This is a genomic window from Quyinboa ferrireducens, from assembly GCF_042436675.1.
Lineage (GTDB): Bacteria > Bacteroidota > Bacteroidia > Bacteroidales > UBA5342 > JBHJHP01.
The window spans coordinates 86132-109279 of the sequence record NZ_JBHMVA010000013.1 but is presented as its reverse complement, the minus strand read 5'-3'; the positions used below and the strand labels follow the sequence as shown (position 1 = coordinate 109279).

General features: G+C 37.6%; 20 protein-coding genes, 1 tRNA gene and 1 other RNA gene. 13 read left to right on the top strand and 9 right to left on the bottom strand.

Annotation, left to right across the window (positions count from 1 at the left end; all coding sequences use genetic code 11):
- Position 1 precedes the first annotated feature (1 nt).
- Entirely contained in the window at positions 2 to 1639 is a 1638-nt protein-coding gene (locus ACE01N_RS16465; RefSeq protein WP_380591423.1) for a hypothetical protein, read from the top strand.
- On the opposite strand, the gene dusB is transcribed toward ACE01N_RS16465, so the two are convergent.
- Positions 1636 to 2619 carry a tRNA dihydrouridine synthase DusB gene (dusB, locus tag ACE01N_RS16460; RefSeq protein ID WP_380591420.1) on the bottom strand — a complete coding sequence of 328 codons (984 nt, stop codon included), beginning with the start codon at positions 2617 to 2619 and terminating at the stop codon, positions 1636 to 1638. The genes ACE01N_RS16465 and dusB overlap by 4 nt on opposite strands.
- Positions 2620 to 2703: 84 nt before the next feature.
- On the opposite strand from dusB, the gene ACE01N_RS16455 reads away from it, so the two are divergent.
- On the top strand, positions 2704 to 6912 hold the full coding sequence (locus tag ACE01N_RS16455) for a CheR family methyltransferase (protein ID WP_380591417.1): 4209 nt from the start codon (positions 2704 to 2706) through the stop codon (positions 6910 to 6912).
- Positions 6913 to 6921: 9 nt separating this feature from the next.
- Here ACE01N_RS16455 and argF read toward each other — a convergent pair whose 3' ends face one another.
- Positions 6922 to 7929, bottom strand: a complete 1008-nt coding sequence (gene argF / locus ACE01N_RS16450; protein WP_380591414.1) for an ornithine carbamoyltransferase — start codon at positions 7927 to 7929, stop codon at positions 6922 to 6924.
- An 81-nt stretch (positions 7930 to 8010) separates the two neighbouring features.
- Between argF and ACE01N_RS16445 the strand changes: the two genes are divergently transcribed.
- Both ACE01N_RS16445 and ACE01N_RS16440 read left to right on the top strand, forming a co-directional pair.
- The gene (locus ACE01N_RS16445) at positions 8011 to 8238 is read left to right on the top strand and encodes a nitroreductase family protein (RefSeq protein WP_380591411.1); all 228 of its coding nucleotides are present in this window, start codon (positions 8011 to 8013) and stop codon (positions 8236 to 8238) included.
- Positions 8211 to 8558 (top strand): nitroreductase family protein, encoded by a 348-nt coding sequence (locus ACE01N_RS16440; RefSeq protein WP_380591497.1) that lies wholly within the window; start codon positions 8211 to 8213, stop codon positions 8556 to 8558. The genes ACE01N_RS16445 and ACE01N_RS16440 overlap by 28 nt, the downstream gene beginning before the upstream one ends.
- Here ACE01N_RS16440 and ACE01N_RS16435 read toward each other — a convergent pair.
- The 5 genes from ACE01N_RS16435 to ACE01N_RS16415 form a co-directional block, all read right to left on the bottom strand.
- On the bottom strand, positions 8555 to 10879 hold the full coding sequence (locus tag ACE01N_RS16435; protein WP_380591408.1) for a transglycosylase domain-containing protein: 2325 nt from the start codon (positions 10877 to 10879) through the stop codon (positions 8555 to 8557). The two genes, ACE01N_RS16440 and ACE01N_RS16435, sit on opposite strands and share 4 nt — an antisense overlap.
- Positions 10880 to 10961: 82 nt before the next feature.
- Positions 10962 to 11492, bottom strand: a complete 531-nt coding sequence (locus tag ACE01N_RS16430) for a nitroreductase family protein (RefSeq protein ID WP_380591405.1) — start codon at positions 11490 to 11492, stop codon at positions 10962 to 10964.
- Between the two features lie 2 nt (positions 11493 to 11494).
- A complete protein-coding gene (locus ACE01N_RS16425) occupies positions 11495 to 12016 on the bottom strand; it encodes a DUF7935 family protein (protein ID WP_375728623.1) in 522 nt (173 codons plus the stop codon).
- A 2-nt stretch (positions 12017 to 12018) separates the two neighbouring features.
- Complete coding sequence (locus tag ACE01N_RS16420; RefSeq protein ID WP_380591401.1) at positions 12019 to 12975, bottom strand: glycosyltransferase family 2 protein; 957 nt, start codon at positions 12973 to 12975, stop codon at positions 12019 to 12021.
- A 14-nt stretch (positions 12976 to 12989) separates the two neighbouring features.
- Positions 12990 to 13580 (bottom strand): DUF4199 domain-containing protein, encoded by a 591-nt coding sequence (locus ACE01N_RS16415; protein WP_380591398.1) that lies wholly within the window; start codon positions 13578 to 13580, stop codon positions 12990 to 12992.
- A gap of 170 nt (positions 13581 to 13750) precedes the next feature.
- Here ACE01N_RS16415 and ffs point away from each other — a divergent pair.
- The 3 genes from ffs (at position 13751) to ACE01N_RS16400 (ending at position 14891) form a co-directional block, all read left to right on the top strand.
- An RNA gene (gene ffs / locus ACE01N_RS16410) (signal recognition particle sRNA small type) lies at positions 13751 to 13850 on the top strand.
- Positions 13851 to 13856: 6 nt separating this feature from the next.
- Positions 13857 to 13930: transfer RNA gene (locus tag ACE01N_RS16405), tRNA-Thr, on the top strand.
- 130 nt (positions 13931 to 14060) lie between these two features.
- Complete coding sequence (locus ACE01N_RS16400; RefSeq protein ID WP_380591395.1) at positions 14061 to 14891, top strand: SDR family NAD(P)-dependent oxidoreductase; 831 nt, start codon at positions 14061 to 14063, stop codon at positions 14889 to 14891.
- 4 nt (positions 14892 to 14895) lie between these two features.
- Here ACE01N_RS16400 and prmC read toward each other — a convergent pair whose 3' ends face one another.
- A complete protein-coding gene (prmC, locus tag ACE01N_RS16395) occupies positions 14896 to 15744 on the bottom strand; it encodes a peptide chain release factor N(5)-glutamine methyltransferase (RefSeq protein WP_380591392.1) in 849 nt (282 codons plus the stop codon).
- A gap of 39 nt (positions 15745 to 15783) precedes the next feature.
- On the opposite strand from prmC, the gene ribD reads away from it, so the two are divergent.
- The 6 genes from ribD to ACE01N_RS16365 all read left to right on the top strand — a co-directional run bounded on the left by ribD (position 15784) and on the right by ACE01N_RS16365 (position 22543).
- Positions 15784 to 16839 carry a bifunctional diaminohydroxyphosphoribosylaminopyrimidine deaminase/5-amino-6-(5-phosphoribosylamino)uracil reductase RibD gene (gene ribD, locus ACE01N_RS16390; protein ID WP_380591389.1) on the top strand — a complete coding sequence of 352 codons (1056 nt, stop codon included), beginning with the start codon at positions 15784 to 15786 and terminating at the stop codon, positions 16837 to 16839.
- Positions 16840 to 16862: 23 nt separating this feature from the next.
- Positions 16863 to 18332, top strand: coding sequence for a cardiolipin synthase (gene cls, locus ACE01N_RS16385; RefSeq protein ID WP_380591386.1), 1470 nt, complete (start codon positions 16863 to 16865; stop codon positions 18330 to 18332).
- A gap of 1072 nt (positions 18333 to 19404) precedes the next feature.
- Positions 19405 to 19563 carry a 50S ribosomal protein L34 gene (gene rpmH / locus ACE01N_RS16380; protein WP_375728630.1) on the top strand — a complete coding sequence of 53 codons (159 nt, stop codon included), beginning with the start codon at positions 19405 to 19407 and terminating at the stop codon, positions 19561 to 19563.
- Positions 19564 to 19690: 127 nt separating this feature from the next.
- A complete protein-coding gene (locus ACE01N_RS16375; protein WP_380591382.1) occupies positions 19691 to 20509 on the top strand; it encodes a PASTA domain-containing protein in 819 nt (272 codons plus the stop codon).
- On the top strand, positions 20502 to 21551 hold the full coding sequence (locus tag ACE01N_RS16370) for an RluA family pseudouridine synthase (protein ID WP_380591379.1): 1050 nt from the start codon (positions 20502 to 20504) through the stop codon (positions 21549 to 21551). Before ACE01N_RS16375 ends, ACE01N_RS16370 begins: the two co-directional genes overlap by 8 nt.
- Positions 21552 to 21559: 8 nt before the next feature.
- Complete coding sequence (locus ACE01N_RS16365) at positions 21560 to 22543, top strand: D-alanine--D-alanine ligase (protein WP_380591376.1); 984 nt, start codon at positions 21560 to 21562, stop codon at positions 22541 to 22543.
- A 1-nt stretch (position 22544) separates the two neighbouring features.
- Here ACE01N_RS16365 and ACE01N_RS16360 read toward each other — a convergent pair whose 3' ends face one another.
- Positions 22545 to 23087: a hydrolase gene (locus tag ACE01N_RS16360; RefSeq protein ID WP_380591373.1), complete on the bottom strand. Its 543-nt coding sequence runs from the start codon at positions 23085 to 23087 to the stop codon at positions 22545 to 22547.
- Positions 23088 to 23148 lie beyond the last annotated feature (61 nt).

The following is a 23148-nucleotide window of genomic DNA, read 5'->3' as shown; positions in this document are numbered from 1 at the left end:
AATGAAAATTAAAATAATCATATTACTGTTTTTTTCGCTTCAGGTTATTTCTGCTCAGGATATACCTGTGAATATCCATGAAACAGATATTTATGCCTTTCTGGATGAAATGGCAAACGCAAAGCTGATTGTTTTAAATACTTCCATTAAACCGTATTCGCGTAAAACAGTTGCAGAATTATTACTTCAGATAAAAAATCAAAAAGATAAACTCAGTGCACGACAAGCCAAAGAACTGAACTGGTATTTGAGGGAATATCAAAATGATATATCTGAAAACAAAAAGCAAAAAGGTGATATTGATATTTACAGGCCTAAAGATGACATCTCATTTTCTCTTCATCCCTTAGGCTTTTACTATGCCGATTCAGGATCACAACTGGCTGTTAAACCCATCTGGGGAATCAATTATTTTTTCAATGATAATGGATCAATGTACCATCGCTGGGGCGGTGCTGAAGCTTATGGATCAAAAGGGAATTGGGGATTTTATGCAAGCCTGCGCGATAATCATGAATCTGAAGCGATATCAAAACCTGCTTTTCTGACACGGCGTACAGGGGGTAACTACAAAGGACTGGATTACAGCGAAATGCTGGGTGGAATTACGTATCAAAAAGACTGGGTATCAGTAGGACTGGTCAAAGATTTCTATACGCTTGGAACCAATTATTCGGGATCCAACATTATTTCTGACAGGGCCCCTTCTTTTGCACATATCAAACTTAAACTCACTCCCTGGGATTGGTTTGAATTCAATTATATGCATGGCTGGCTGATCTCAAATGTGATTGACAGCACAAATTCCTATGTTCTGAATGGCGGTATACACCGCGATGTGATGCATAAAAAATATATTGCTTCTAACATGTTTACATTCAGGCCCTGGAAAACACTGAACCTGTCGTTCGGCAATTCCATTGTTTACAGCGATTACCAGATTAATCCGGGCTATCTTATCCCTTTTTTATTTTATAAATCAGTTGACCACTCCAATAACTCCACAGATGGTATAGGTAAAAATGTGGGGCAGAATTCCTCCATGTTTTTCGACATCAGCTTCAGAGGAATTAATCATGTACATCTGTATCATGTTCAGTTCATTGACGAATTAAAAATTGCACGTTGGACATCACCGGATGAACACAATTTCTATAGTCAGAAAACCGGCATAATGGTTAGTAACTGGCCCGTTGATAATCTTTTTTTTACAGCGGAATATACAAAAACAGTTCCTGTAACCTACCAGCACGATATTGCCACAACTACCTATGAAAGCAATGGTTACAATATTGGCCACTATATGCGGGATAATGCTGACGTACTATTTTTTGAACTCCGGTTCCATCCGGCAAAAAACATGAATATTACCGGGAATTACACACTGGAACGAAAAGGAGAAGAATACGGTTATAACCGTACATCACCAGACCTTGTCCGGCATCCCTTTATAGAGGAAGTCAAATACAGACGATCAGTTGCTAACCTGTGTTTTAACTATGAGCCTACTTACGGGTTACATTTGTTTGTAAATGCATCATTTAGCAATACAGACGGAGAGATGGCTGACAGATATATTCCTGCCTTTTTCAGAGGAAATCTGTTTACCATGTCAACAGGCTTTAACATTGGGTTTTAGGCAAAATAAGTATCTGTTACTTCATCGAGTATTGAAAAAATTTCCTGCACAGATTCGGATCGTAACATTTTAATTCGCAGCGGTCTGAAATTATCCAGGGCCTTAAAAACAGGTGAAGCAGCCAGGTGTCTTCTGGTATGTAATATACCCCTTATTTCTCCTGACTTTTCGCAGTTTTCATAAAGCATTTGCTTCAGTATATCCACTTTTTGTGCGTTAGAATACCACGTCCTATTTTCGCCTGTTGTAAGGTATTCTGTAATCTCTTTAAAAATCCATGGAGCACCTATGGATGCACGTCCGACCATAATAGCATCCACGCCAAAGGTATTGAATGCAAATTCAGCTTCTTTCGGTGTACTGATGTCACCATTACCTATGACTGGAATTGTTATTTCCGGCATCTGTTTAACTTCTTTAATTAAAGTCCAGTCAGCCGAACCTTTGTACATCTGCTCCCTTGTACGCCCATGAATGGTTAAGGCTTTTATACCGGTATCCATTAACTGTAAAGCAATCTCTTTAATTTGTTTTGAATTGTCATCCCAGCCCAGCCTGGTTTTAACTGTAACCGGAGTTTTAACAGCATTAACAACATGCCTTGTAATTTTCATCAAAAGTGGAATATCGCGCAACAGTCCTGCCCCAGCTCCTTTTGTAGCAATTTTTCGGGCAGGGCAGCCAAAATTAATATCGATAATTTCCGGTGTTGCATCTTCTGCAATTTTTGCAGCTTCAGCCATCGCATCCGGGTCTTTGCCGTAAATCTGAATGGCAACAGGCCTTTCTTCCGGATCAATCTGAATTTTATTCACAGTTCTGTTGACGTTCCGAATCAAAGCATCTGCCGAAACGAATTCTGTAAATACGAGATCTGCACCAAATTTTCTGCACATTTTCCTGAACACACCATCCGTAACATCTTCCATTGGTGCAAGGATTACAGCTCTGTCCTTCAAACTAATATCTCCAATTCTCATTCTATTACACTATACAGAATTCAATTGTGCAAATATCTTATTAATCAACAAAAAAATGTATATTTATGGTTAGAATTTACCTGTGTGAGTATTGTGGAAAATATACCAGAACAAATCATAACACTTTTGAAAGCACAAACGGGTCTTGATTTTGCTTCCTATAAGCCTAATACACTGATCCGAAGAGTAAATAAAAGATTTACTATGTCAGGGCTGAATTCCCTGGAAGAATATTATGAGCTTCTTCAGAATTCACCCCAGGAGACAGAAGCGCTTAAAAATGATATCCTGATTGGTGTAACGTCCTTTTTCAGAGATACAGATGTATTTAGTTTTCTGAAATCAAAAGTTATTCCCGGTTTGTTAAACACAAATGAGCTTATACGAATATGGGTTGCAGGATGCAGTACCGGAGAAGAAGCATATTCACTGGCAATACTACTTAATAATTATATCCGTCGGCATGACTTAAATACCGATTTTAAAATTTTTGCCACAGATGTCTCATCATTTTCAGTAAACTATGCCAGCAGAGGTTGTTTCTCTGAATTAGCTTTGGAAAGAGTTAGTCAAAAGGACAGAAAATACTACTTTAATATTTCTACCGAAGGGTATTGTGTAAAAAAATTCTTACGTGAAAAGATAGTGTTTGCTCAACACAATCTGATATCCGATCCTCCATTTATAAATATTCATCTTGTTTCCTGTAGAAATTTATTGATTTACCTCCAAAGTTCAACACAGGAAAAAGTTTTGGAAAATTTTATTTTTTCGTTAAAAACAAAAGGCTACCTCCTGTTGGGTAAAAGTGAAAACCTGGGATCTTTGAAACCATTTTTTAAAGTTATTGATTCAAAATGGAAACTTTTTCAGATCGTTAAGAAGAAAAAAAGACTTAGTTCTTATAATAAAATAAATCCGCAAAACACTGCAGGATTCAGTGAAAAATCATATACCTATTTTAACCCGCTATTTAAATCAACTTCTATGAATGAATTCTCCGTTCAGAAAATTCTCGAAAATCTGTTACCTCCAATGATATTATTGGACCAGGCAGATAACATTATTTATATCAAAGGTGATATTTCAAAATACCTAAAGGTAGATCAGGGAATATTTCAGCCAAACCTGATTAAAATGCTCAAAAAGGAATCTGCGATTATTTTGAAAAGGGCCATATCTGAAGTCAAGTCAACTAAAGTTCCTGTGACAATAAAAAAGCTCAGGATTGATAGTTCGGAAGGAATCTATGAAGTTAAATTAAAGATCTTTTATATTGACAGCGAAGAAGCTTACCCTAACATCGCGGTGCTATTTATGAATGAAAATCCTTTAAAAAAGGACACCAGGATTCTTGAGCTTCCGAAACTTGATAAAATCTCAGAACAACGTATTCAGGATCTTGAAAATGAATTGGAGGATTTTGAAAAAGAAAATCTAAAATTAAAACAGGAACTGGATTACATTAAAGAAAAAATGCAAACCTCAAACGAGGAATTGCTGGCTTCCAATGAAGAACTTCAGGCAACAAACGAAGAATTGCAATCGGTTAACGAAGAGCTGAACTCTCTTAACAATGAATATTCTGAAAAAAACGCGATGCTCATCAAACTAAATGATGACATGATGAATCTACTTGATAGTACTGAAATAGCCACCATATTTTTAGACATTAATCTTAAAATAAGAAATTTCACACCCAAAGTACAAGATCTTTTTAATGTACAAACAAATGATGTAGGCCGACCATTTAACAGCTTTTCTTCTAAATTCAATAACAATATAATGGATGAGATCATCAAACATTCTTATCTGGTATTAAAAAATGCTGAAACCATTGAAAAAGAAGTTGAGGATAGTTCAGGATGCACATATATTAGAAGAATAGGCCCTTTTAAAACTTCCGGAAATCTTATAGAAGGCGTAGTCATTACATTTGTAGACATTACACATACCAAAGAATCTCAAAGAAGGATAAAGGAAAGCGAAGAAAAGTACAAAAAGCTCATCAGTACAATGCCTAGCAGCTTTACACTGCATAGGATAATTACAGATTCCAACGGTAAACCAGTCGACTCCATTTTTATGGAGGCGAATGAAGAATTCGAAAAGATTTCAGGACTTAAAACCAAGGACATCATTGGAAAACCGTTAACCAAAGTCTGGCCTGACAGATACAAAAAATGGATTGATATCTTCGATGAAATCATAACGTATCGGGGGCCAATACGTAAGATAGTTTTTTCTGATTTGAAAAATAAATATTTTGAAATATCCGGCTACCTGGTTCAGGAAGGATATATTGTTTTAATCACCATTGATGTAACAAAAAGATATCTTGACGAAGAAATTATCAAAGAGAAAAACAAAAAACTCACTGAAACCAAAGAACGGTATAATCTTGCTACCAAAGCATCAAACATTGGGATCTGGGACTGGCATATTAAGGAAGACAGAATCTATTATTCATCTATTTGGAAAGCGCAGTTGGGTTATAAAGGCAATGAACTGGCCAATAAATTTGAAACATGGAATAAATTGCTTCATCCTGATGACAAAGAACAGACTAACAATGCTTTAAACTCATACATTAATAACCCTACAGATTTTTTTGAAATTGAGTTCAGGTTAAAACATAAGAATGGGAATTATGTATGGATTTTCAGTAAAGCAGCTTCCATACTGGACGACAATGGAAAAGTAATCCGCATATTTGGTTCTCATACCGATATAACTGCCCAAAAATATGCAAAAGAGGAATTAAATAAAATTACCCAACGATTCAGATTGGCAACACTATCGGCCGACATTGGAATCTGGGAACTGGATCTTGAAACGAATACGCTACACTGGGACGATCAGATGTATAAAATCTATGGCGTTCAAAAAAACAAATTCAGTAACCATTTTGAAGGCTGGCAAAAAGCACTACATCCAAACGACAGGGATAAAGCCATGAAAGAATTTAAACTTGCGTTGCAGGGAGTGAAAGACTACAAGGACCAATTCCACATATTACATCCGGACAAGTCAGTACATTGCATTCATTCACAAGCCATTATAATTAAAAAACCTAATGGCAATCCGTATAAGATGATAGGTGTAAACTGGGATATCACAGCCGAGGAAGAAATAAAAAATGAGTTGATACGGGCAAAAGAGCAGGCAGAAATCGCAAATATCCATAAAAACAATTTCCTGGCAAATATGAGCCATGAGATAAGAACACCCATGAATGGGATTATTGGATTTTCAGAACTTTTAAAAGAAGATGATATAACACCTAAGCAAAAGGATCTGTACCTGCAGATCATCAATAACAACTCACAGTCGCTTTTATCCCTTATCGACGACATTATTGATATTTCAAAAATTGAAGCTAACGAAATAAAAATATTTAAAGAACCTGTTGATATAAGTGAACTGTTTTATCAGCTTAAAACAGAATATGACAGACTTAAAACAACCCTAAATAAAAAACAGATTGAAATTCTGATTGACCGGGATTCAGAACTGAATCACAAACTGATACGTACGGATAAATTAAGATTACGACAAATTCTGGTAAACCTTCTGAACAACGCAATAAAATTTACTGAAAAAGGAAAAATAACCTTCGGATACAAAATCAATAATAAAAAAATTGAGTTTTTTGTTAAGGACGAAGGCATCGGTATCCCCGTTGCTAAGGCCTCCGAAATATTTGAACGTTTTTACCGCCTTGACTCCAAAGCTCACCGAAAATACAGAGGAACCGGTCTTGGACTGGCTATTTCAAAAGGATTAACTGATCTTTTGGGCGGTAATATCTGGGTTGATACAGATTATAAAGATGGGGCTTCTGTTCATTTTACAATTCCCTATAAAGAATGTCTTGGACTCAACCTTTTATCAGAAAGCGAATTAAAGGAAGACGGTGACGCAACCCTTAACGGCGTCAACATATTATTGGTTGAAGATGAGGAGAACATTGTAACTTTTTTTAAAGAGGCACTTAAAAGTTCCGGAGTAGAAATTATGTGGGCCGACAATGGAGAATCGGCAATTGAAAAATATAAAAAGAACGCGAAACATATTAATGCTATCCTTATGGATATAAATTTACCGGGAATGGATGGAATTAATACCACTCAAAATATTATGCGTTACGATCCTTCCGCAACCATAATTGCACAAACTGCTTATGCCATGCCGGAAGAAATAGAGAAATGCCTAAAGGCAGGCTGTGTTGACTACCTTACGAAACCAATAAAGCCACAATTACTTATCAGCAAGCTTAAAAAATACTGCTAAATACCACTGTCAGAAATGCTCACACAAAGTTGCTACCAGCACTGCTTTGATGGTATGCATCCTGTTTTCAGCTTCATCAAAAACAATTGATGCTTCTGATTCGAAAACCTCGTCGGTCACTTCCAGTGCATCCATTCCGAACCTTTGAAATATCTCCTCACCTGTTTTGGTTTCCCTGTTATGGAATGCAGGTAAACAATGCAGAAATTTCACATTTTCCTTACCTGTCTTTTGCAGCATTTCGGCATTGACCTGATAGGGTTTCAGCATATTTATTCTTTCGGCCCAAACTTCAGGTGGTTCTCCCATGCTGACCCAAACATCAGTATAAATAAAATCACATCCCTTTACACCTTCATCAACGCTTTCGGTTAATGTTATTGTTGATCCGGTCTCAGCGGCAATCATCCTGCATTCTTTCACAAGTTCTTCGTTTGGCCAGAATGCCTTTGGAGCCACAGCCCTGAAATCCATTCCAAGCTTTGCAGCTCCAACCATCAACGAATTTCCCATGTTATAACGGGCATCACCACAATACGCAAATGTGATGTCTTTAAGCTCCTTGTCTGAATGTTCCCGCATGGTTTGAAGATCTGCCAGAATCTGAGTAGGGTGATATTCATTGGTCAATCCGTTCCAGACGGGTACACCTGCGTATGCAGCCAGTTCCTCAACAATCTCCTGACCGAATCCACGGTATTCAATACCATCATACATTCGACCCAATACGCGGGCCGTATCCTTTATGGACTCCTTATGCCCTATCTGACTGCCGCTTGGTCCCAGATACGTGGTGTGCGCTCCCATATCTTTGGCAGCAACTTCAAATGCACAACGGGTTCGTGTTGAAGTTTTTTCAAAAATCAGCGCAATCTGTTTGTTTTCAAGCCTTGGTATCAATACACCCTTTTCCTTTTCCGCTTTCAGTTTTGCTGACAAATCAAGCAGCATTTTTATCTCTTCTGTACTGAGGTCCAGTAATTTAATAAAATGACGATTAAATAATGGATTCACCATAACAATTGCTTTTTTTGCGTTGTATATTTGCACTAAAATAATAAATCTTAAGTGTAGTAAATCTGATAACCCTCATAATTTATGGAATCCTTTTTTGAACTTATCAAGTCGAGACGTAGTTGCAGAAAATTTAAGAATGAAAAACCAGACAAAAGTATAATTGACAAAATATTACAGTCTGGTTTGATGTCACCGTCATCCAAAAGCAGAAGCCCATGGCATTTTGTTTTAATTGATGACCAGGCGCTACTGAAACGTCTATCTATGAGTAAACCACATGGATCAAAACTAATTGCAGAGCACCGATAGCCATCGTTATTCTGGCAAATCCGGCAACCAGCGATGTATGGATAGAGGATACATCAATTGCATCCATCAACCTGCAAATGGCAGCTGAAGATTCCGGTCTGGGAAGCTGCTGGGTCCAGATAAGAAACAGAGATTATGATGAACAAACCACCTCTGAGAAATATATCCGGGGTGTACTGAACATTCCTGAAAACCTGAAGGTAGAATCCATTATTGCTTTAGGGTTCAGAGATGAAAATAAAGAACCGCATGACATTCAAAAATTAAAAAGGGACAGGATATCACACAATCAATTCAAAAACAAATATAATTTTGACTAACGTTTTTTCTTTTTTCTGAATAAATTTCCCAGTTTTTCCAGAAATGATTCCTCTTTAACCTGAGTGGAATCACTTTTTATATGTTTTTTGTTTCCTGCAAAAATATCTCCCACAATATCTATTAACTGTTCAATTCTGTCAGAAGGATCTGCGTGGTCGCGGTACAATGCCACATCAAACTGCCGGGCCATTCTGTTATTCATCATTTTAAACGAACTGTCGAAATATCGGGTATATTCGCCATCAGTCTGTGTGTTTTTAACCATATTGGCAAAAATTGGCAAAGCCATGTATGCCCCTTGTCCGTATGTTATGGTACGGAAATGGATCGCCGGATTTTCTGCACCGACCCAAATACCTGTAACTAATTCAGGGGTCACGCCTATAAACCAGCCATCAGCATTTTGCTGAGTTGTCCCGGTTTTTCCACCCATATCCATTCTTATACCATACGTCGAGCGAATAGATCGTGCTGTGCCGCTGTCCACCACCATTTTTAACATATACGCCATGGTAAGAGCCACGTCCTCATCCAGTACTTTAACCGGTTTTACTGGTCTGAATTCTTCCAGCACCTTCCCGTTTCTATCTTCAATTCTTGTCAGAAAATAGGGTTCAACCCGATATCCGCCATTTACAAAGGCAGCATAGGCCGGCACCATCTCAATAAGTGGAATCTCAGCTGTACCAAGCGCTATTGAAGGCACATCCGGCAAGCTTGTTTTGATGCCAAGATCATATGCCGTTTGTTTTACATTTTCAAGACCGCACTTCATGGCAACCTGAACTGTAACCGTATTTACGGAATTTACCAAGGCACCAAGAACCGAGTATTCCCCTCCGTATTTGTTATCTGAATTCGAAGGAGTCCAGTTGTCATAATCCGTGTAAACAATACTGTCATTTTTAAAAAAATCATCGGGTTCAATGCCATACTCAAGTCCTGTAGTGTACACAAAAGGTTTAAATGTTGAACCAACCTGACGCCTGGAAAGCACATGATCGTACTGGTAGTATTTATGGTTTATTCCACCAACCCAGGCCTTTACATATCCGCTGTCGGGTTGCAATGCAAGCAATCCTGTATGCAAAAACCGAAGACTGTATTTTATGGAATCCAATGGAGTGATCGTCATATCTTTTTCCCCGTTCCACGAAAACATTTTACGTTTAACAGGTGCATTAAATGCAGAATCAATTTCAGTTCTTGTTTTATTCTGCTTCACCATCCGCTTAAACCTGTCAGAATTTTCAATGGCATTTCTAATGATTTCCGGATGTTTGTTCCATGGTTTACTGTTTTTCCAGTGATTAGCAAAATCGCTCTGAAGCCGGCTCATATGATACTTCATTGCATCCTCTGCATCCCTTTGCAACCCGGCATCAATGGTGGTATAAATTTTAAGACCATCCCTATACAAATCGTATGGATCACCGTTTTCTTTAAAGTGTGTGGCACACCACTTCTGCAGATCCTGCCGCAGATATTCCCTGAAATACGGTGCCAACCCACTGTGATGAGACAATAGTTTATAGTTTATTTCAAGAGGTATTTCCTTTAGTGAATCGGCTACATTTTCTTCCAGGTAATTGTATTTAACCATTTGATTTAAAACGACATTTCGCCGAGGCAGTGCGTTTTCCGGATGATAATACGGGTTGTACAAATTGGTTCCCTTCAACATCCCAATGAGAACAGCAGCCTCCTCCACTGTCAGATCTTTGAGATCCTTACTAAAATAATGATCTGCTGCACTTTTAATTCCAAATGTATTGTCACCAAACGGAACCGTATTCAGATAGAGGGTCAGAATCTCATCCTTGGTATAGATATCTTCCAGACGCCTTGCTGCAATCATTTCCTTCACTTTACTGAAAGAAAGACTTAAAAATGAATCCCCAATTCGGGGATAAAGATTTTTAATCAGTTGCTGGCTGATTGTACTTCCTCCACCTGAGCTTCTGTCTCCCATCAATATGGATTTCACCAAAACTCTTATGACACTGCGCCTGTCAATTCCTCCATGCTCAAAAAAGCGGGCATCTTCAGTTGCCACCAATGCCTGAATAATAAATGTGGGAATCTCATCAAAAGATGCATTAGACCGGTTTTCAAAAAAGTATTTACCCAACAATTCATTATTGTCACTGTAAACTTCTGAAGCCAGGTAATTTCTTACGTCTTTCAGTTCCTCTTTCGTAGGAATATTGCCCCATCTGCCAGAAAAAAGCATACTAAGCCCCGCAACAAGCAGCAGAACAGCAGACAGAAATAATATAATAACAATTCTGAGAAAACGCTTTTTAGATTTCAAAGCCATAAAATAGATTTCGTTTTACCTATAAACGACAAACTACAGATAAATTGCACGTAGCGGTAAAACGCATCTGTAATTTATCACGTCAACCATTATAACAATCCCAATGGACGATCTGATTAAGGGGTTTGCGTTTTTTTACTTTTGAAGACAGATCATCATTATCAGCAGGGATTCCGACAGGCAGCATTGCAATCGGTTCAATATTAGGAGGAAGATCCAGAATTTCACGTGTGAGAACGGGGTTAAAATTACATACCCAACATGTTCCAAGCCCCATTTCAGCTGCCTGTAATGTCATATGATCTACCGCAATTGCTACATCTATATCGGTATGATCCTTCCCATCAGCCTTTCTGTGCCATCCTTCAGCATGATCACCACAAATTACGATTACAACCGGAGCCGTTTTGAACCATTCACGGGAATAACAGGAATGTATTTTTTCCAACATTTCCGGTTCACGAATGACAATGAACTGCCAGGGTTGATAGTTTACAGCTGAAGGAGCTATCCTACCAGCATCCAAAATCATTTCAATTTTCTCCCTGCCAATAACAATATCTTTGTATTGTCGTACTGAATATCGCTTTTGGATCAGTTCTTTAAAATCCATAACTAAAAATATTGACTTACCTCTTTTTGCAACTGATTTTTTGCCAGATCTACAGGCGTTTTACCTGCATCGTGATAATCCTCAATGAATTCTTTTGATAATTCAAGAGCAGGTGACTGAGGATTTATTCCTGACACCGTTGAATTTAATAATCTAACTACACTTTCTTTTGCCGTTACGATCAATGTCCATGCTTCAGGCGAAACGTATAATTGTTGCGACAAATTATGCTCATATTCCATGCGGATAGTTTTTAAAAGTTCACTATGCAACTGCATGGCATTCATATCGTGACGCTGAACCCTGAGTACAAGGTTTTCTGGTGTTATCCGTTCAAGAAAAAGAATCATGCGTTCATACGCACGAAACCGTAATGGTGTTGTGACCTTAAGATTATTATTCTTCAATTCAAAATACCTGCGGTTTTCAGTCAGCTTAAAAAACCGCTTCTGTGTAGTATAAACCGCCAACCATACCAGTAAAGCCGGCAATAAGTACTTAATCACATCCCAAAGTTCATTCATAATCAAATTTTTTCAGCAATAAGGTATTTATTACGTTCGGCCCCGTTACGCGAAACCAACTCGGCAATAAAACCGGAAAGGAACAGCTGTGCCCCTATGATCATTGAAGTGAGTGCAATATAAAAAAATGCATTATCAGTAACCAATGGTGCCTTAAGATGATGCGACAAGGCTAACAATTTTTGAACGCCAACCCAAACAGCTGCTATTACACCAATTAAAAACATTATAATTCCCCAGACTCCAAAAAAATGCATTGGTCTTTTCCCGAATCTGGAAATGAATGTAACAGATAACAAATCCAGCGGGCCTCTGATAAATCGTTCCAGCCCAAACTTTGTTACGCCAAACTTTCGTTCCTGATGCTGGACTACTTTCTCACCGATTTTTTTGAACCCTGCCCATTTGGCTAAAACAGGAATATAGCGGTGCATATCTCCGTATACCTCAATACTTTTGACCACTCTATTTTTATAGGCTTTGAGTCCGCAATTAAAATCATGCAGTTGTATTCCACTCATTCTTCTGGCAGTCCAGTTGAAGAATTTACTGGGGAGGTTCTTTGAAAATACAGGATCGTATCGCTTCTTTTTCCATCCCGAAACCATATCATATCCCTCCTTCATAATCATATCATACATGGGAGGAATTTCTTCCGGGTTATCCTGAAGGTCAGCATCCATGGTAAAAACCACATCACCTACAGCAGCATCAAATCCACAATATAAGGCAGCAGATTTGCCATAGTTACGCCGGAAACTTATAGCATTTATTGTTATAGTGGTGTAACTCTCTTTAAGTTTTTTAATAACATTCCATGAATCATCATTACTTCCGTCATCAACAAATATAATTTCGGTTGCGAATTTATTTTTAACAACCACATCATTTATCCATCTCGTCAACTCCGGCAATGATTCTTCCTCGTTAAACAAGGGAATTACAATAGATATATCCATTAATCTGTTTTCTATTATTCTGTTATGTCTTCTTCTATTCCTGCAAAAGGATCTTTGTTCACTTTTTTAACAAAAATGGAGGTTAGAAGGCTAATAATTGTACCAATAATGATCCCATTTGTTATAGATCCGAATGCAAAATCCTGTGGTGTTGAGATACCATTTTCCTCAAGTTTAGCCATTGCCTGATCCACTGCTTCTGCCGGAGCATTAAAACGGTCAAGCATATCCATGGTAAGTTGTCTGGACATCTCATACAATTCCTTTCCGTAATCAGGATTCACCCATTTCGCATAAACAAAACTATAAACAGCAACCAGTAATGACGCAAAAACTGTTACCAGTAGCCCAAACGTAAAAGCCTTACCATAAGGAATGTAGCCTCCCAGCTTTCTGTTTCGGTATTGTTGCTGAGATATAAAAACGCCACCAAAATATAAGATCAAAGATAACAGCATCGACATCATCGACATTGTGAAACCACCCGAAACAAGTGTTTTATTAATACCTGTTGCAGTAAGAATAATGTTGTAAATTACCAGTACGATTCCAAAAATAAAACCGTAAAACATTGAATTACTAATAATTGATTGATCCTTTTCCATAGTTTTTTAAATTAATAGGGCAAATATATTAGTTTTTAAGCAAAGAGCGATGATAGAATTTCTTTATTCTGAGAAATCAACATGCCCGGTATGAAATGAAACTGAAATATGCCATTCAAAAAAAGTTTAAAAAGTTTGCGATGAATGGTAAAATTTCTACTTTTGCGCCCGGGCAAGTCCCGTACGACCAGCTCCTGCTGAATTCCCCCAGGGCTTGACGGCAGCAAGGGTAGGCGGTTGTAGCGGTGCGATACGGGCAGCTTGCCCTCTTTTTATGCCGGATTAGCTCAGTTGGCCAGAGCACGTGATTTGTAATCTCGGGGTCCTCAGTTCGAATCTGAGATCCGGCTCTCAGGAGGTAAATCAATATGATTTACCTCCTTTTTTATACCTCGATGAGTGCGTTAGTTAATTTAAGTTACAAAATATAGCATATTGAAGTATTTTCACGTAATTGTAAAACGCTAAAAACTCACTTACATGTCAAAAGCATTTCTTATAACCGGATGTTCCTCAGGTATCGGCAGAGCCACAGCAGAATTACTCCTTAAAAATGGTTACGTTGTTTACGCCACTGCGCGCAAACCTGAAACCATCACGGATCTTAAAAATAAAGGCGCCGTAACCTTATATCTTGATGTCACAAATACAGAATCCATTAAAAACGTGGTTGCAAAAATTGAAAAGGACGAAACCCAGCTTTACGGCCTGATAAACAACGCCGGATACGGACAAATGGGGCCGATTGAAGAAACAACCGAAGAACAGGCATTTAACCAGATGAATACCAATGTTCTTGGACTGGCATCAGTGACCAGGCATGCATTACCTTTGATTCGAAAACATCAGGAAGGTGTCATTGTAAATATCAGCTCCATTGCTGGAAAAGTTTCCATGCCTTTAAGCGGCTGGTATTGTGCATCAAAATTTGCAGTGGAAGCATTATCAGACGCATTACGTTTAGAAGTGGGACAGTTTGGGATCAAAGTTATTACTATTGAACCCGGACCAATACGCACAATGTTCGGAGAAACAGCTTATTCATCTGCCGATCATGTTCCGGAATCAAGTGTATATAAGTCAATGATCAATCGTTTGACGGGATGGTCAAAAAACACATTAAACGACCGTGTGGCAGGAAAGCCATATGATGTGGCCAATGTAATTTTTAAAGCTGTTCATAAAAGAAATCCACGTGCAAGATACAGAGTAACACTACTTGCAAAATCTCTCTTTATTCTCAGAAAATATGCTTCAGACCGTATGATGGACTTTTTGTTCAGAAAGCAGATGGGAATAAAAAAATTATAACTGTTTATTCCCTGAATTTTCCATAAACAAACCGTTGTTTTCCGAAAATATCTTTCAATACAACCACATCATGGAAAAAATTATTTTCAAGCAGACCTTTAACCTCGGCTCCTTTATTTTCATTAATTTCTAACCATATTTCACCATTATTGGCCAGATGTAACTGAGCAAAATCAGAAATTTTCTGATAAAAAATCAATGGATCATCATCCGGAACAAATAAAGCACCGTGGGGCTCATACTTCAGGACATTGGCTTCCATTTGAACTTTTTCACTTTCCAGCACATAGGGCGGATTACTCACAATCATGTCAAACTTTTTGGCGGGCAATGTACCGTTTTGAGATAAGATATCGTAATAAAAAAAGTGTACGTCCAGATTATTAAGCTTAGCATTTTCATTGGCCAGTTCAATCGCAACCTGCGATATATCACAGCCAAACACCTTGGTTCCTGGCATATACTTCTTTAATCCAAGTGCTATACAACCTGATCCGGTACCGATATCGAGTATTTTAGCAGAATTAGCTGCCACTTTATTGCTGATACGCGATACCAGTTCTTCAGTTTCCGGTCTTGGAACCAATACTCCGGGTTTAACATTAAGATTCAGTCCTACAAATTCAGTATCACCCGTTATATATTGGATAGGTTCGTACTTGGTAAGACGATCAACAATTGACGAAATCCTTGATGACACATCTTTAGGTAGTATCTTGTCATTATTCAGCAAGATACGTGTTTTGTCATATCCAAGAACATGCCCCAGTATCCAGACAACAAAACTTTCGACCTCGCGATCCGGATACAGACCGCTCAGCTTTTGTTTTATGTAGTTGATGTTTTTTTGCATAGCTTTGCAAAGGTAAGAAAAGGTTAGAGCATTAAAAACATGAAAAAAGTTAACTCACCGGAGTTATTTATGCAGCGCTGTTTAACGCTGGCAGGATTCGGATCGGGGCACGTATCTCCCAATCCAATGGTTGGATGTGTTATTGTATATAAAGATAAGATTATAGGCGAAGGTTACCACATTGAATATGGAGGGCCGCATGCCGAAGTAAATGCCATCAACAGCGTAAAAGATAAAATGCTACTCACAGATTCGACTTTATATGTAAATCTTGAACCATGTGCTCATTTCGGTAAAACCCCACCATGCAGCGACCTTATCATAGCCAACAAAATACCCCGCGTTGTTATCGGAACTATCGATCCATATTCAAAAGTAGCGGGGAAAGGGGTTGAAAAAATGGAAGACGCTGGAGTTAAAGTAGAAGTTGGCTTATTGGAAGAGGAATGCAGGGAAATTAATAAAAGGTTCTTTACCTTTCACAATAAAAAAAGACCTTATGTAATCCTTAAGTGGGGGGAAACAGTTGATGGATTTATTGACAGGGACCGATCTAAAGTCATTAGCAAACCAACATGGATTACTTCGGATGCCTGTAAAGTTGCAGTTCACAAACAGCGGGCTGATGAGGATGCTGTTATGGTTGGAACCAATACCGCTGAAAGAGATAACCCTTCGTTAAGTGTACGCTACTGGACAGGCCACAATCCGTTACGACTGGTTCTGGACCGTCAGCACAGACTTCCTTCAGAACTTCATCTTTTTGATTATGTTAATCCGACCCTGGTTTTTACCAGGGATGCCAAAAAGAACGTAAAAAACCTGGAGTATTTTGAAGTTGATTTTGAAGACTATCTTCATGAAGACATTCTGGATGAACTGTATGAAAGAAATATCATGTCTGTTATCATCGAAGGTGGCACACGACTTCTGAAGGGGTTTATTTCCAAAGGACTTTGGGATGAAGCCTGGCGTTTCATCGGCAATAAATCATTTATATCGGGCATTGATGCACCACGCTTAACAGGAGAGTTAATTGGCAGAGAAAAAATGTCTGATTCCATATTGCTTGTATTTAAAAACAAAAAACAGTAATTTTAAGAATATAATTACTGTATATGTTTAATAGCTTTGAATTTCCTGAAGTAGTTCTCCAGCTTCTTAATCATATCTATATCGTTACGGTATGGAGCATTGCCATACTTATTGTTCTGGAGAACAGGAATCCGGTTAAAACCATGTCGTGGGTACTTGTTCTTATTTTGCTACCATATGCAGGTTTGATCCTATACATATTCTTTGGACAAAATTACCGCAGGCAAAAAATAATTTCCAGAAAAAGCATCAAACAGATCGAACTGATCAATGGGTATTATGACGTTCTGAAAAATAAATTCAACATCAAAAAAATATTGCTCCCGACTGAACTGGAAAAACACAGAAGGCTCATATCTCTCTTATTTAGAAACAATCACACATTATTTACTGATAATAACAAAATAAAACTCCTGAATAATGGAAGTGAAAAGTTTCCTGAACTTTTGAATGATATACAGAAGGCAAAATCCTTTATCCATCTGGAATATTACATATTCGAAGACGACAACATCGGGAACACTATCATTCAGGCCCTGTTTGAGAAAATAAAAGAAGGTGTAGAAGTCAGATTAATAGTGGACGATGTTGGAAGCTGGCATTTAAAACAGAAATTCTTCAAGAAACTACGTGCCGGAGGAATTGAAGTCTATCCTTTTTTGAAAGTCAGGTTTCCGTTTTTTACAAGCAAAATAAACTACAGGAACCACAGAAAAATAGTGGTTATAGATGGAAAGATTGGATACACGGGTGGATTAAATGTAGCTGACCGCTATGTGAAAGGAGCCAAAAAACTGGGAGCATGGCGGGATTTGCATATTAAGATTGAAGGTGATGCTGTATCAAGCTTACAAAGTATTTTTATTTTAGACTGGTATTTTGTAAGCAGAGAACGCATTAAAGCCAGCAAATATTTTCCTGAAATCATCCCAACAAGGAAAAACAACCTTAGAATGCAAATCGCATGGAGCAGTCCGGATAGTGACTGGAAAACCATAGAACAGGCATTTTTCACTGCAATCAATGGCGCAGAAAAGTACCTCTACATTGAATCCCCATATTTTTTGCCTACAGAAAGTATTTTAATGGGATTAAAAACAGCGGCTCTGAGTGGAACGGATGTCAGATTAATTGTTCCGGGGAAATCTGATGCGGCTATAACCGAAGCATCTTCACATTCTTATTTAAGAGAAATAATGGAAGCCGGGGTCCGTGTTTATTTTTACCAGGATGGGTTCCTTCACAGCAAACTTCTAATTGCAGATGACAGTCTGACCGCTGTCGGTTCTGCCAATATGGACTTCAGAAGTTTTGAGGACAATTTTGAAGTTACAGCATTTATTTATGACCCTGCTACAGCTGCTACTGCAAGGGAAAATTTCATGTCTGATCTGGCATCATCCTATGAAATTTCGCTCGAAGAATGGAAAAAAAGAAAACGGTTTCGCAAATTCGCGGAGTCTCTGGCAAGGCTCTTCAGCCCTCTTCTCTAATCACTTACATATTTAAAAGATAAGAGGAGCAAAGATAGGCATCTTTGCTCCTCTAAAATTACCCTAAACCTAAACCTATGAAAAAATACGTAGAAGTAATACAAATGTATAGTATATAATTTATATCGGCAAATTTTCAGCTAAGATTTGTCCTGAAAACGTTTACAAGCCACTTTTAAAAGGAGATCAAAATATTCATTACCAATAAATTAATGGCCCAAAAACAAATTAACATTTTTTCATATATACATCAATCGATCTATCAGGCATAGACAAAAAATTAAGGATGAGCGGGCGCTCATCCTTAACCTAAATTACCCTAAACCTAAACCTATGAAAAAAATTACCTGTTTGTTGTTGAATACAACAAAGTAACGGCATTTTTTAATATTTGCCAAATTTTTAGTTCAATTTTAAACATTTTTAAAAGGACAGGTATATAAAAAAATTAAGGATGAGCGGGCGCTCATCCTTAACCTAAATTACCCTAAACCTAAACCTATGAAAAAAATTACCTGTTTGTTGAATGGTTCAAAGAAAAGACAATTTTCAATAACTACCAAATATTTTTAAAATTGTTTTGCTATTTTTTTGATAGGATAAATGCCAGATTCCCTTTAGTCGCTCTAAATCAAAAATTTAATTTAAAAATATTTTTTCTTTTTATTGAGTGAATCATCAGGAATTATTAATCAGAAAGTTATAAAAACAAAAAGGGAGTTGAATATTCAACTCCCCCCGGTTTTCATGCAGAAAAATCCACACAAAACTGTTTGTTGGCGAGCCAAATATATCATTATTTTATTATATACTTCCCTTTTTTTATTATAATTAGTAACAAATTATCATCATAACATTAATTCTGCCATCCCAGCTCAACTTTTAACATTTTAATAATCTCACTTTATGACAAATAGCTTTCATCCCTGTACTTTTACATTTAATTTATTACAGTATCAAAAATAATTTGCGATTACGCATTAAAAACCCATAAAATATTTTTGGGACTTAATAAAAAAGTCTATTTTTGCATCCCGATTTATGGAGTAGAAACAGAGTAAATTAAAATAAAATGAAACGTACATTTCAACCTTCAAACAGAAAGAGAAAAAATAAACACGGTTTTCGTGAAAGAATGTCATCAAAAAACGGTCGTCGTGTTTTAAATGCTCGCCGGGCTAAAGGAAGAAAAAAACTTACTGTTTCTGATGAGCCTGCGTTAAGAAAATAATATACAAGAGAAGTAAAGAGAGATCTTTACTTTTTTTGTTTCCAGACCTATCAATTACTTTTTACCTGTATTTTTTTCCATTCTATTTATTCATTACTTTTACGCGTAAAATTTTTTATCACGCAAAATGAGTATCATTCGCTTTCTAACCTCAAAGGTCTTTTTTAAAAACCTTATAATCAGTATTATTTTATTAATTCTGATCCTTGCCTCTGTATTTATTGGACTTTATTTTTACACCAATCATGGCAAATCTGAAATTGTTCCCGATTTAAAAGGGATGAATGAACTACAAATAAAAAGAGTACTGGATAACCAGAATCTCAGATACGAAATAATAGACTCTATCTATACCGATTCTGTTCCAAACGGAACATTATGGGAACAGGTTCCGGAAGCAGGTTCAAAGGTAAAAAAGCACCGAAAACTTTTCCTCATATTTAATGCATCCACCAGAAAGAGTGTTGCGATGCCTGACATCAGGGACCTTTCATTGAGGCAGGCCAAAACCGTGCTTGAAAGTGCAGGTCTGAAAATAGGCGATACGATTTACGTTCCTTCTGAATTCAGGAACCTCGTAATCGGGCAACACTTTGAGGGAAAAGAAGTAGAACCAGGAAAACCTGTTGTCGAAGGAAGCCGAATTGACGTTTTAGTCGCAAATGGATTGAGTAGTGAGAAAACAATGTTACCCGATTTAAAAGGCAAGTTCTATACTGATGCTGAAAAACTGTTAACTGGTAAAGGACTAAATATTGGAGCAACAATACTGGCAGACAAGGATTTAACAGAAGACCAGGACAAAGATTCTTTATTCGTATTAAATCAAAAACCAACATCTGAATCACTGGTTCAGATTGGATCATCAATTACGTTGTGGCTTACAGCCGACACAATGAAACTCTTGCCGGATACATTGAATACAGACACATTACAAAATGAGTGAGGCTTTAAATAACATAGATGAAGACAGCCAGGACCAGGAACTTTTTGAACATTACAGATTTGAATGCGATCCGGGTCAAACATTGTTAAGGGTAGATAAATTTTTAGTTGACCGGATAAAAAATGCTTCAAGATCTAAGATTCAGTCTGCTGCAAATGCCGGCAATATTTTAGTTAATAATAAAAGTGTTAAACCAAACTACAAAGTAAAACCGAACGATATTGTAACCATTGTACTCGAATATCCGCCCTATGAGTTTAAAATTATTCCGGAAGATATCCCTTTAAACATTGTTTACGAAGATGATCATTTAATGGTGATCAATAAACCCGCCGGACTGGTTGTTCATCCCGGGATAGCAAACTATACAGGCACTTTGGTAAATGCGCTGGCTTATCATTTAAGTGACTTACCAATGTTTAACGGAGATGATCCCAGACCAGGTTTGGTTCACCGGATAGACAAAGACACCACCGGACTTATGGTGATTGCGAAAAACGAACTGGCAAAAAACAAGCTCGCCAAACAGTTTTTTGATAAAACAACTGAACGCACCTACAACGCCATAGTTTGGGGAGATTTTGAAGAAGAATCCGGAACAGTAACAGGCAAAATAGGACGAAACCTTAAGGATCGTATTGGAATGGATGTTTTTGACAATGAAGGCGACTATGGAAAAGATGCAGTAACCCATTACGAAGTTCTTGAACGTTTTGGTTATGTATCGCTGGTAAAATGTAACCTCGAAACCGGAAGAACACATCAGATCAGGGTTCATATGAAACATATCGGTCATCCGCTGTTCAATGATAAAACTTATGGTGGCGATAAAATCCTGAAAGGCACCACATTTACAAAGTATAAACAGTTTATAGATAATTGTTTTGGCATTTGCGACCGACAGGCATTACATGCCAAAACATTGGGTTTTGTACACCCTGCAACCAATAAATTTATGCAGTTTAACTCTGAATTACCGGATGATATGAGCCAGTTGATCGAAAAGTGGCGGAATTATGTTGCTAACCGAAATCTCGAATAAATTGATTTATGAAAAAAAATATTGCAATTGTAACCGGTGGTGATCAATCTGAAATTGTGGTTTCACTTAAAAGCGCAGAAGGCCTGAAATCATTTATCAACCATTCAAAATACAACCTCTATGTTGTTATTTTAGAGAAAAACAATTGGCGTTTAAGACTCGATAGCGGTATTGAGGTAACCATAGATAAAAACGATTTTAGTGCAATAGTTGACGGGCAAAAAGTAACATTCGATTGTGTTTACAATACCATCCATGGCATGCCGGGAGAAGATGGAAAATTACAGGGTTATCTCGATATGCTTTCCATTCCATATACATCTTCTGGGGTTTTGGCCTCGTCTGTTACCTTTAATAAATTCTTTTGCAATACTTACCTGAAGGCTTTTGGTATTAAATCAGCTGAATCTTTGATGCTCAGGAAAGGTATGGCCATCACAACAGATGAAGTTATTAGCCGCGTTGGCCTTCCATGTTTCATCAAGCCTAATGCCGGCGGTTCAAGTTTTGGCGTAACCAAAGTAATTCAAACCACAGATATATTACCTGCCATTGAAAAGGCTTTTAAAGAAAGTGATGAAATTATTATTGAGTCATTTATTAAAGGAACCGAAGTCACAAACGGTATTTACAAAACACTGGATCGCGAAGTAGTTATGCCCGTTACCGAAGTTGTCCCGAAAAATGAATATTTCGATTTTGAAGCTAAATACACGCCTGGAATGGCAGACGAAATTACACCTGCACGAATTTCAGAAGAACTTACACAGCGAGTTCAAAAACTGACTTCCGCTATTTATAACATACTGGGCTGCAAGGGCATTGTGCGTATCGACTACATCATTTCCGACCATACTATTTATCTTCTGGAAGTTAACACGACACCCGGCATGACCCTGACAAGCTTTATTCCTCAACAGATAAAGGCAATGAACGTACCCATTGCCGATGTATTTACAGAAATTATTGAGGATGCTATAAAGAGAACCTGACTTATTTTACCAATTTTGAAATCGCTTTGAATTCAGGTGCTTTTGCATTCTGGGTAAGTTCGAATAATACCGATTCATACGTGGTTATTATTGCACCCTCCTGTCTAAGCCTTTGTAATGCCGATTCCTTATCTTCATCGTAACGACTTGACACACAGTTTTCAACAACGACCGGCTGATAACCAAAATTAATCAGATCAATAACGGTCTGTAATACACACACATGTGCTTCGATTCCTGCAACAATCACAAAGTGTTTTCCTGTAGATTTGAGCTTTAAATTAAATTCCGGTTCGTCACAACAGCTAAATGAAGTTTTCTCAATATATTCAAACCTGTCAAATGCTTCACGAAGATAATCAACGGTCTCCCCCAGCCCTTTAGTATATTGTTGAGTTACCAGTATAGGAATATCCAGTATCTTCAATCCTTCAGTAAGCTTAACACAATTTTCAAGTACCGTTGGCTGCTTTTTCATGTGCGGAAGTAATTTTCCCTGCATATCTATCATCACTGCAGCAGTATCTGATTTTACAATTCTCATCTTTATATTTTTTACAAAAATAAGCATGATTGACTGTAATAAAAAGGATTTGAGAGTTATA

Excerpts from the sequence above, each read along its gene's own strand:
- ACE01N_RS16465 (WP_380591423.1), top strand. The coding sequence starts at position 2 with ATGAAAATTAAAATAATCATATTACTGTTTTTTTCGCTTCAGGTTATT.
- dusB (WP_380591420.1), bottom strand. The coding sequence starts at position 2,619 with ATGAGAATTGGAGATATTAGTTTGAAGGACAGAGCTGTAATCCTTGCA.
- argF (WP_380591414.1), bottom strand. The coding sequence starts at position 7,929 with ATGGTGAATCCATTATTTAATCGTCATTTTATTAAATTACTGGACCTC.
- ACE01N_RS16445 (WP_380591411.1), top strand. The coding sequence starts at position 8,011 with ATGGAATCCTTTTTTGAACTTATCAAGTCGAGACGTAGTTGCAGAAAA.
- ACE01N_RS16435 (WP_380591408.1), bottom strand. The coding sequence starts at position 10,879 with ATGGCTTTGAAATCTAAAAAGCGTTTTCTCAGAATTGTTATTATATTA.
- ACE01N_RS16430 (WP_380591405.1), bottom strand. The coding sequence starts at position 11,492 with ATGGATTTTAAAGAACTGATCCAAAAGCGATATTCAGTACGACAATAC.
- ACE01N_RS16425 (WP_375728623.1), bottom strand. The coding sequence starts at position 12,016 with ATGAATGAACTTTGGGATGTGATTAAGTACTTATTGCCGGCTTTACTG.
- ACE01N_RS16420 (WP_380591401.1), bottom strand. The coding sequence starts at position 12,975 with ATGGATATATCTATTGTAATTCCCTTGTTTAACGAGGAAGAATCATTG.
- ACE01N_RS16415 (WP_380591398.1), bottom strand. The coding sequence starts at position 13,580 with ATGGAAAAGGATCAATCAATTATTAGTAATTCAATGTTTTACGGTTTT.
- ACE01N_RS16400 (WP_380591395.1), top strand. The coding sequence starts at position 14,061 with ATGTCAAAAGCATTTCTTATAACCGGATGTTCCTCAGGTATCGGCAGA.
- prmC (WP_380591392.1), bottom strand. The coding sequence starts at position 15,744 with ATGCAAAAAAACATCAACTACATAAAACAAAAGCTGAGCGGTCTGTAT.
- ribD (WP_380591389.1), top strand. The coding sequence starts at position 15,784 with ATGAAAAAAGTTAACTCACCGGAGTTATTTATGCAGCGCTGTTTAACG.
- cls (WP_380591386.1), top strand. The coding sequence starts at position 16,863 with ATGTTTAATAGCTTTGAATTTCCTGAAGTAGTTCTCCAGCTTCTTAAT.
- rpmH (WP_375728630.1), top strand. The coding sequence starts at position 19,405 with ATGAAACGTACATTTCAACCTTCAAACAGAAAGAGAAAAAATAAACAC.
- ACE01N_RS16375 (WP_380591382.1), top strand. The coding sequence starts at position 19,691 with ATGAGTATCATTCGCTTTCTAACCTCAAAGGTCTTTTTTAAAAACCTT.
- ACE01N_RS16370 (WP_380591379.1), top strand. The coding sequence starts at position 20,502 with ATGAGTGAGGCTTTAAATAACATAGATGAAGACAGCCAGGACCAGGAA.
- ACE01N_RS16365 (WP_380591376.1), top strand. The coding sequence starts at position 21,560 with ATGAAAAAAAATATTGCAATTGTAACCGGTGGTGATCAATCTGAAATT.
- ACE01N_RS16360 (WP_380591373.1), bottom strand. The coding sequence starts at position 23,087 with ATGAGAATTGTAAAATCAGATACTGCTGCAGTGATGATAGATATGCAG.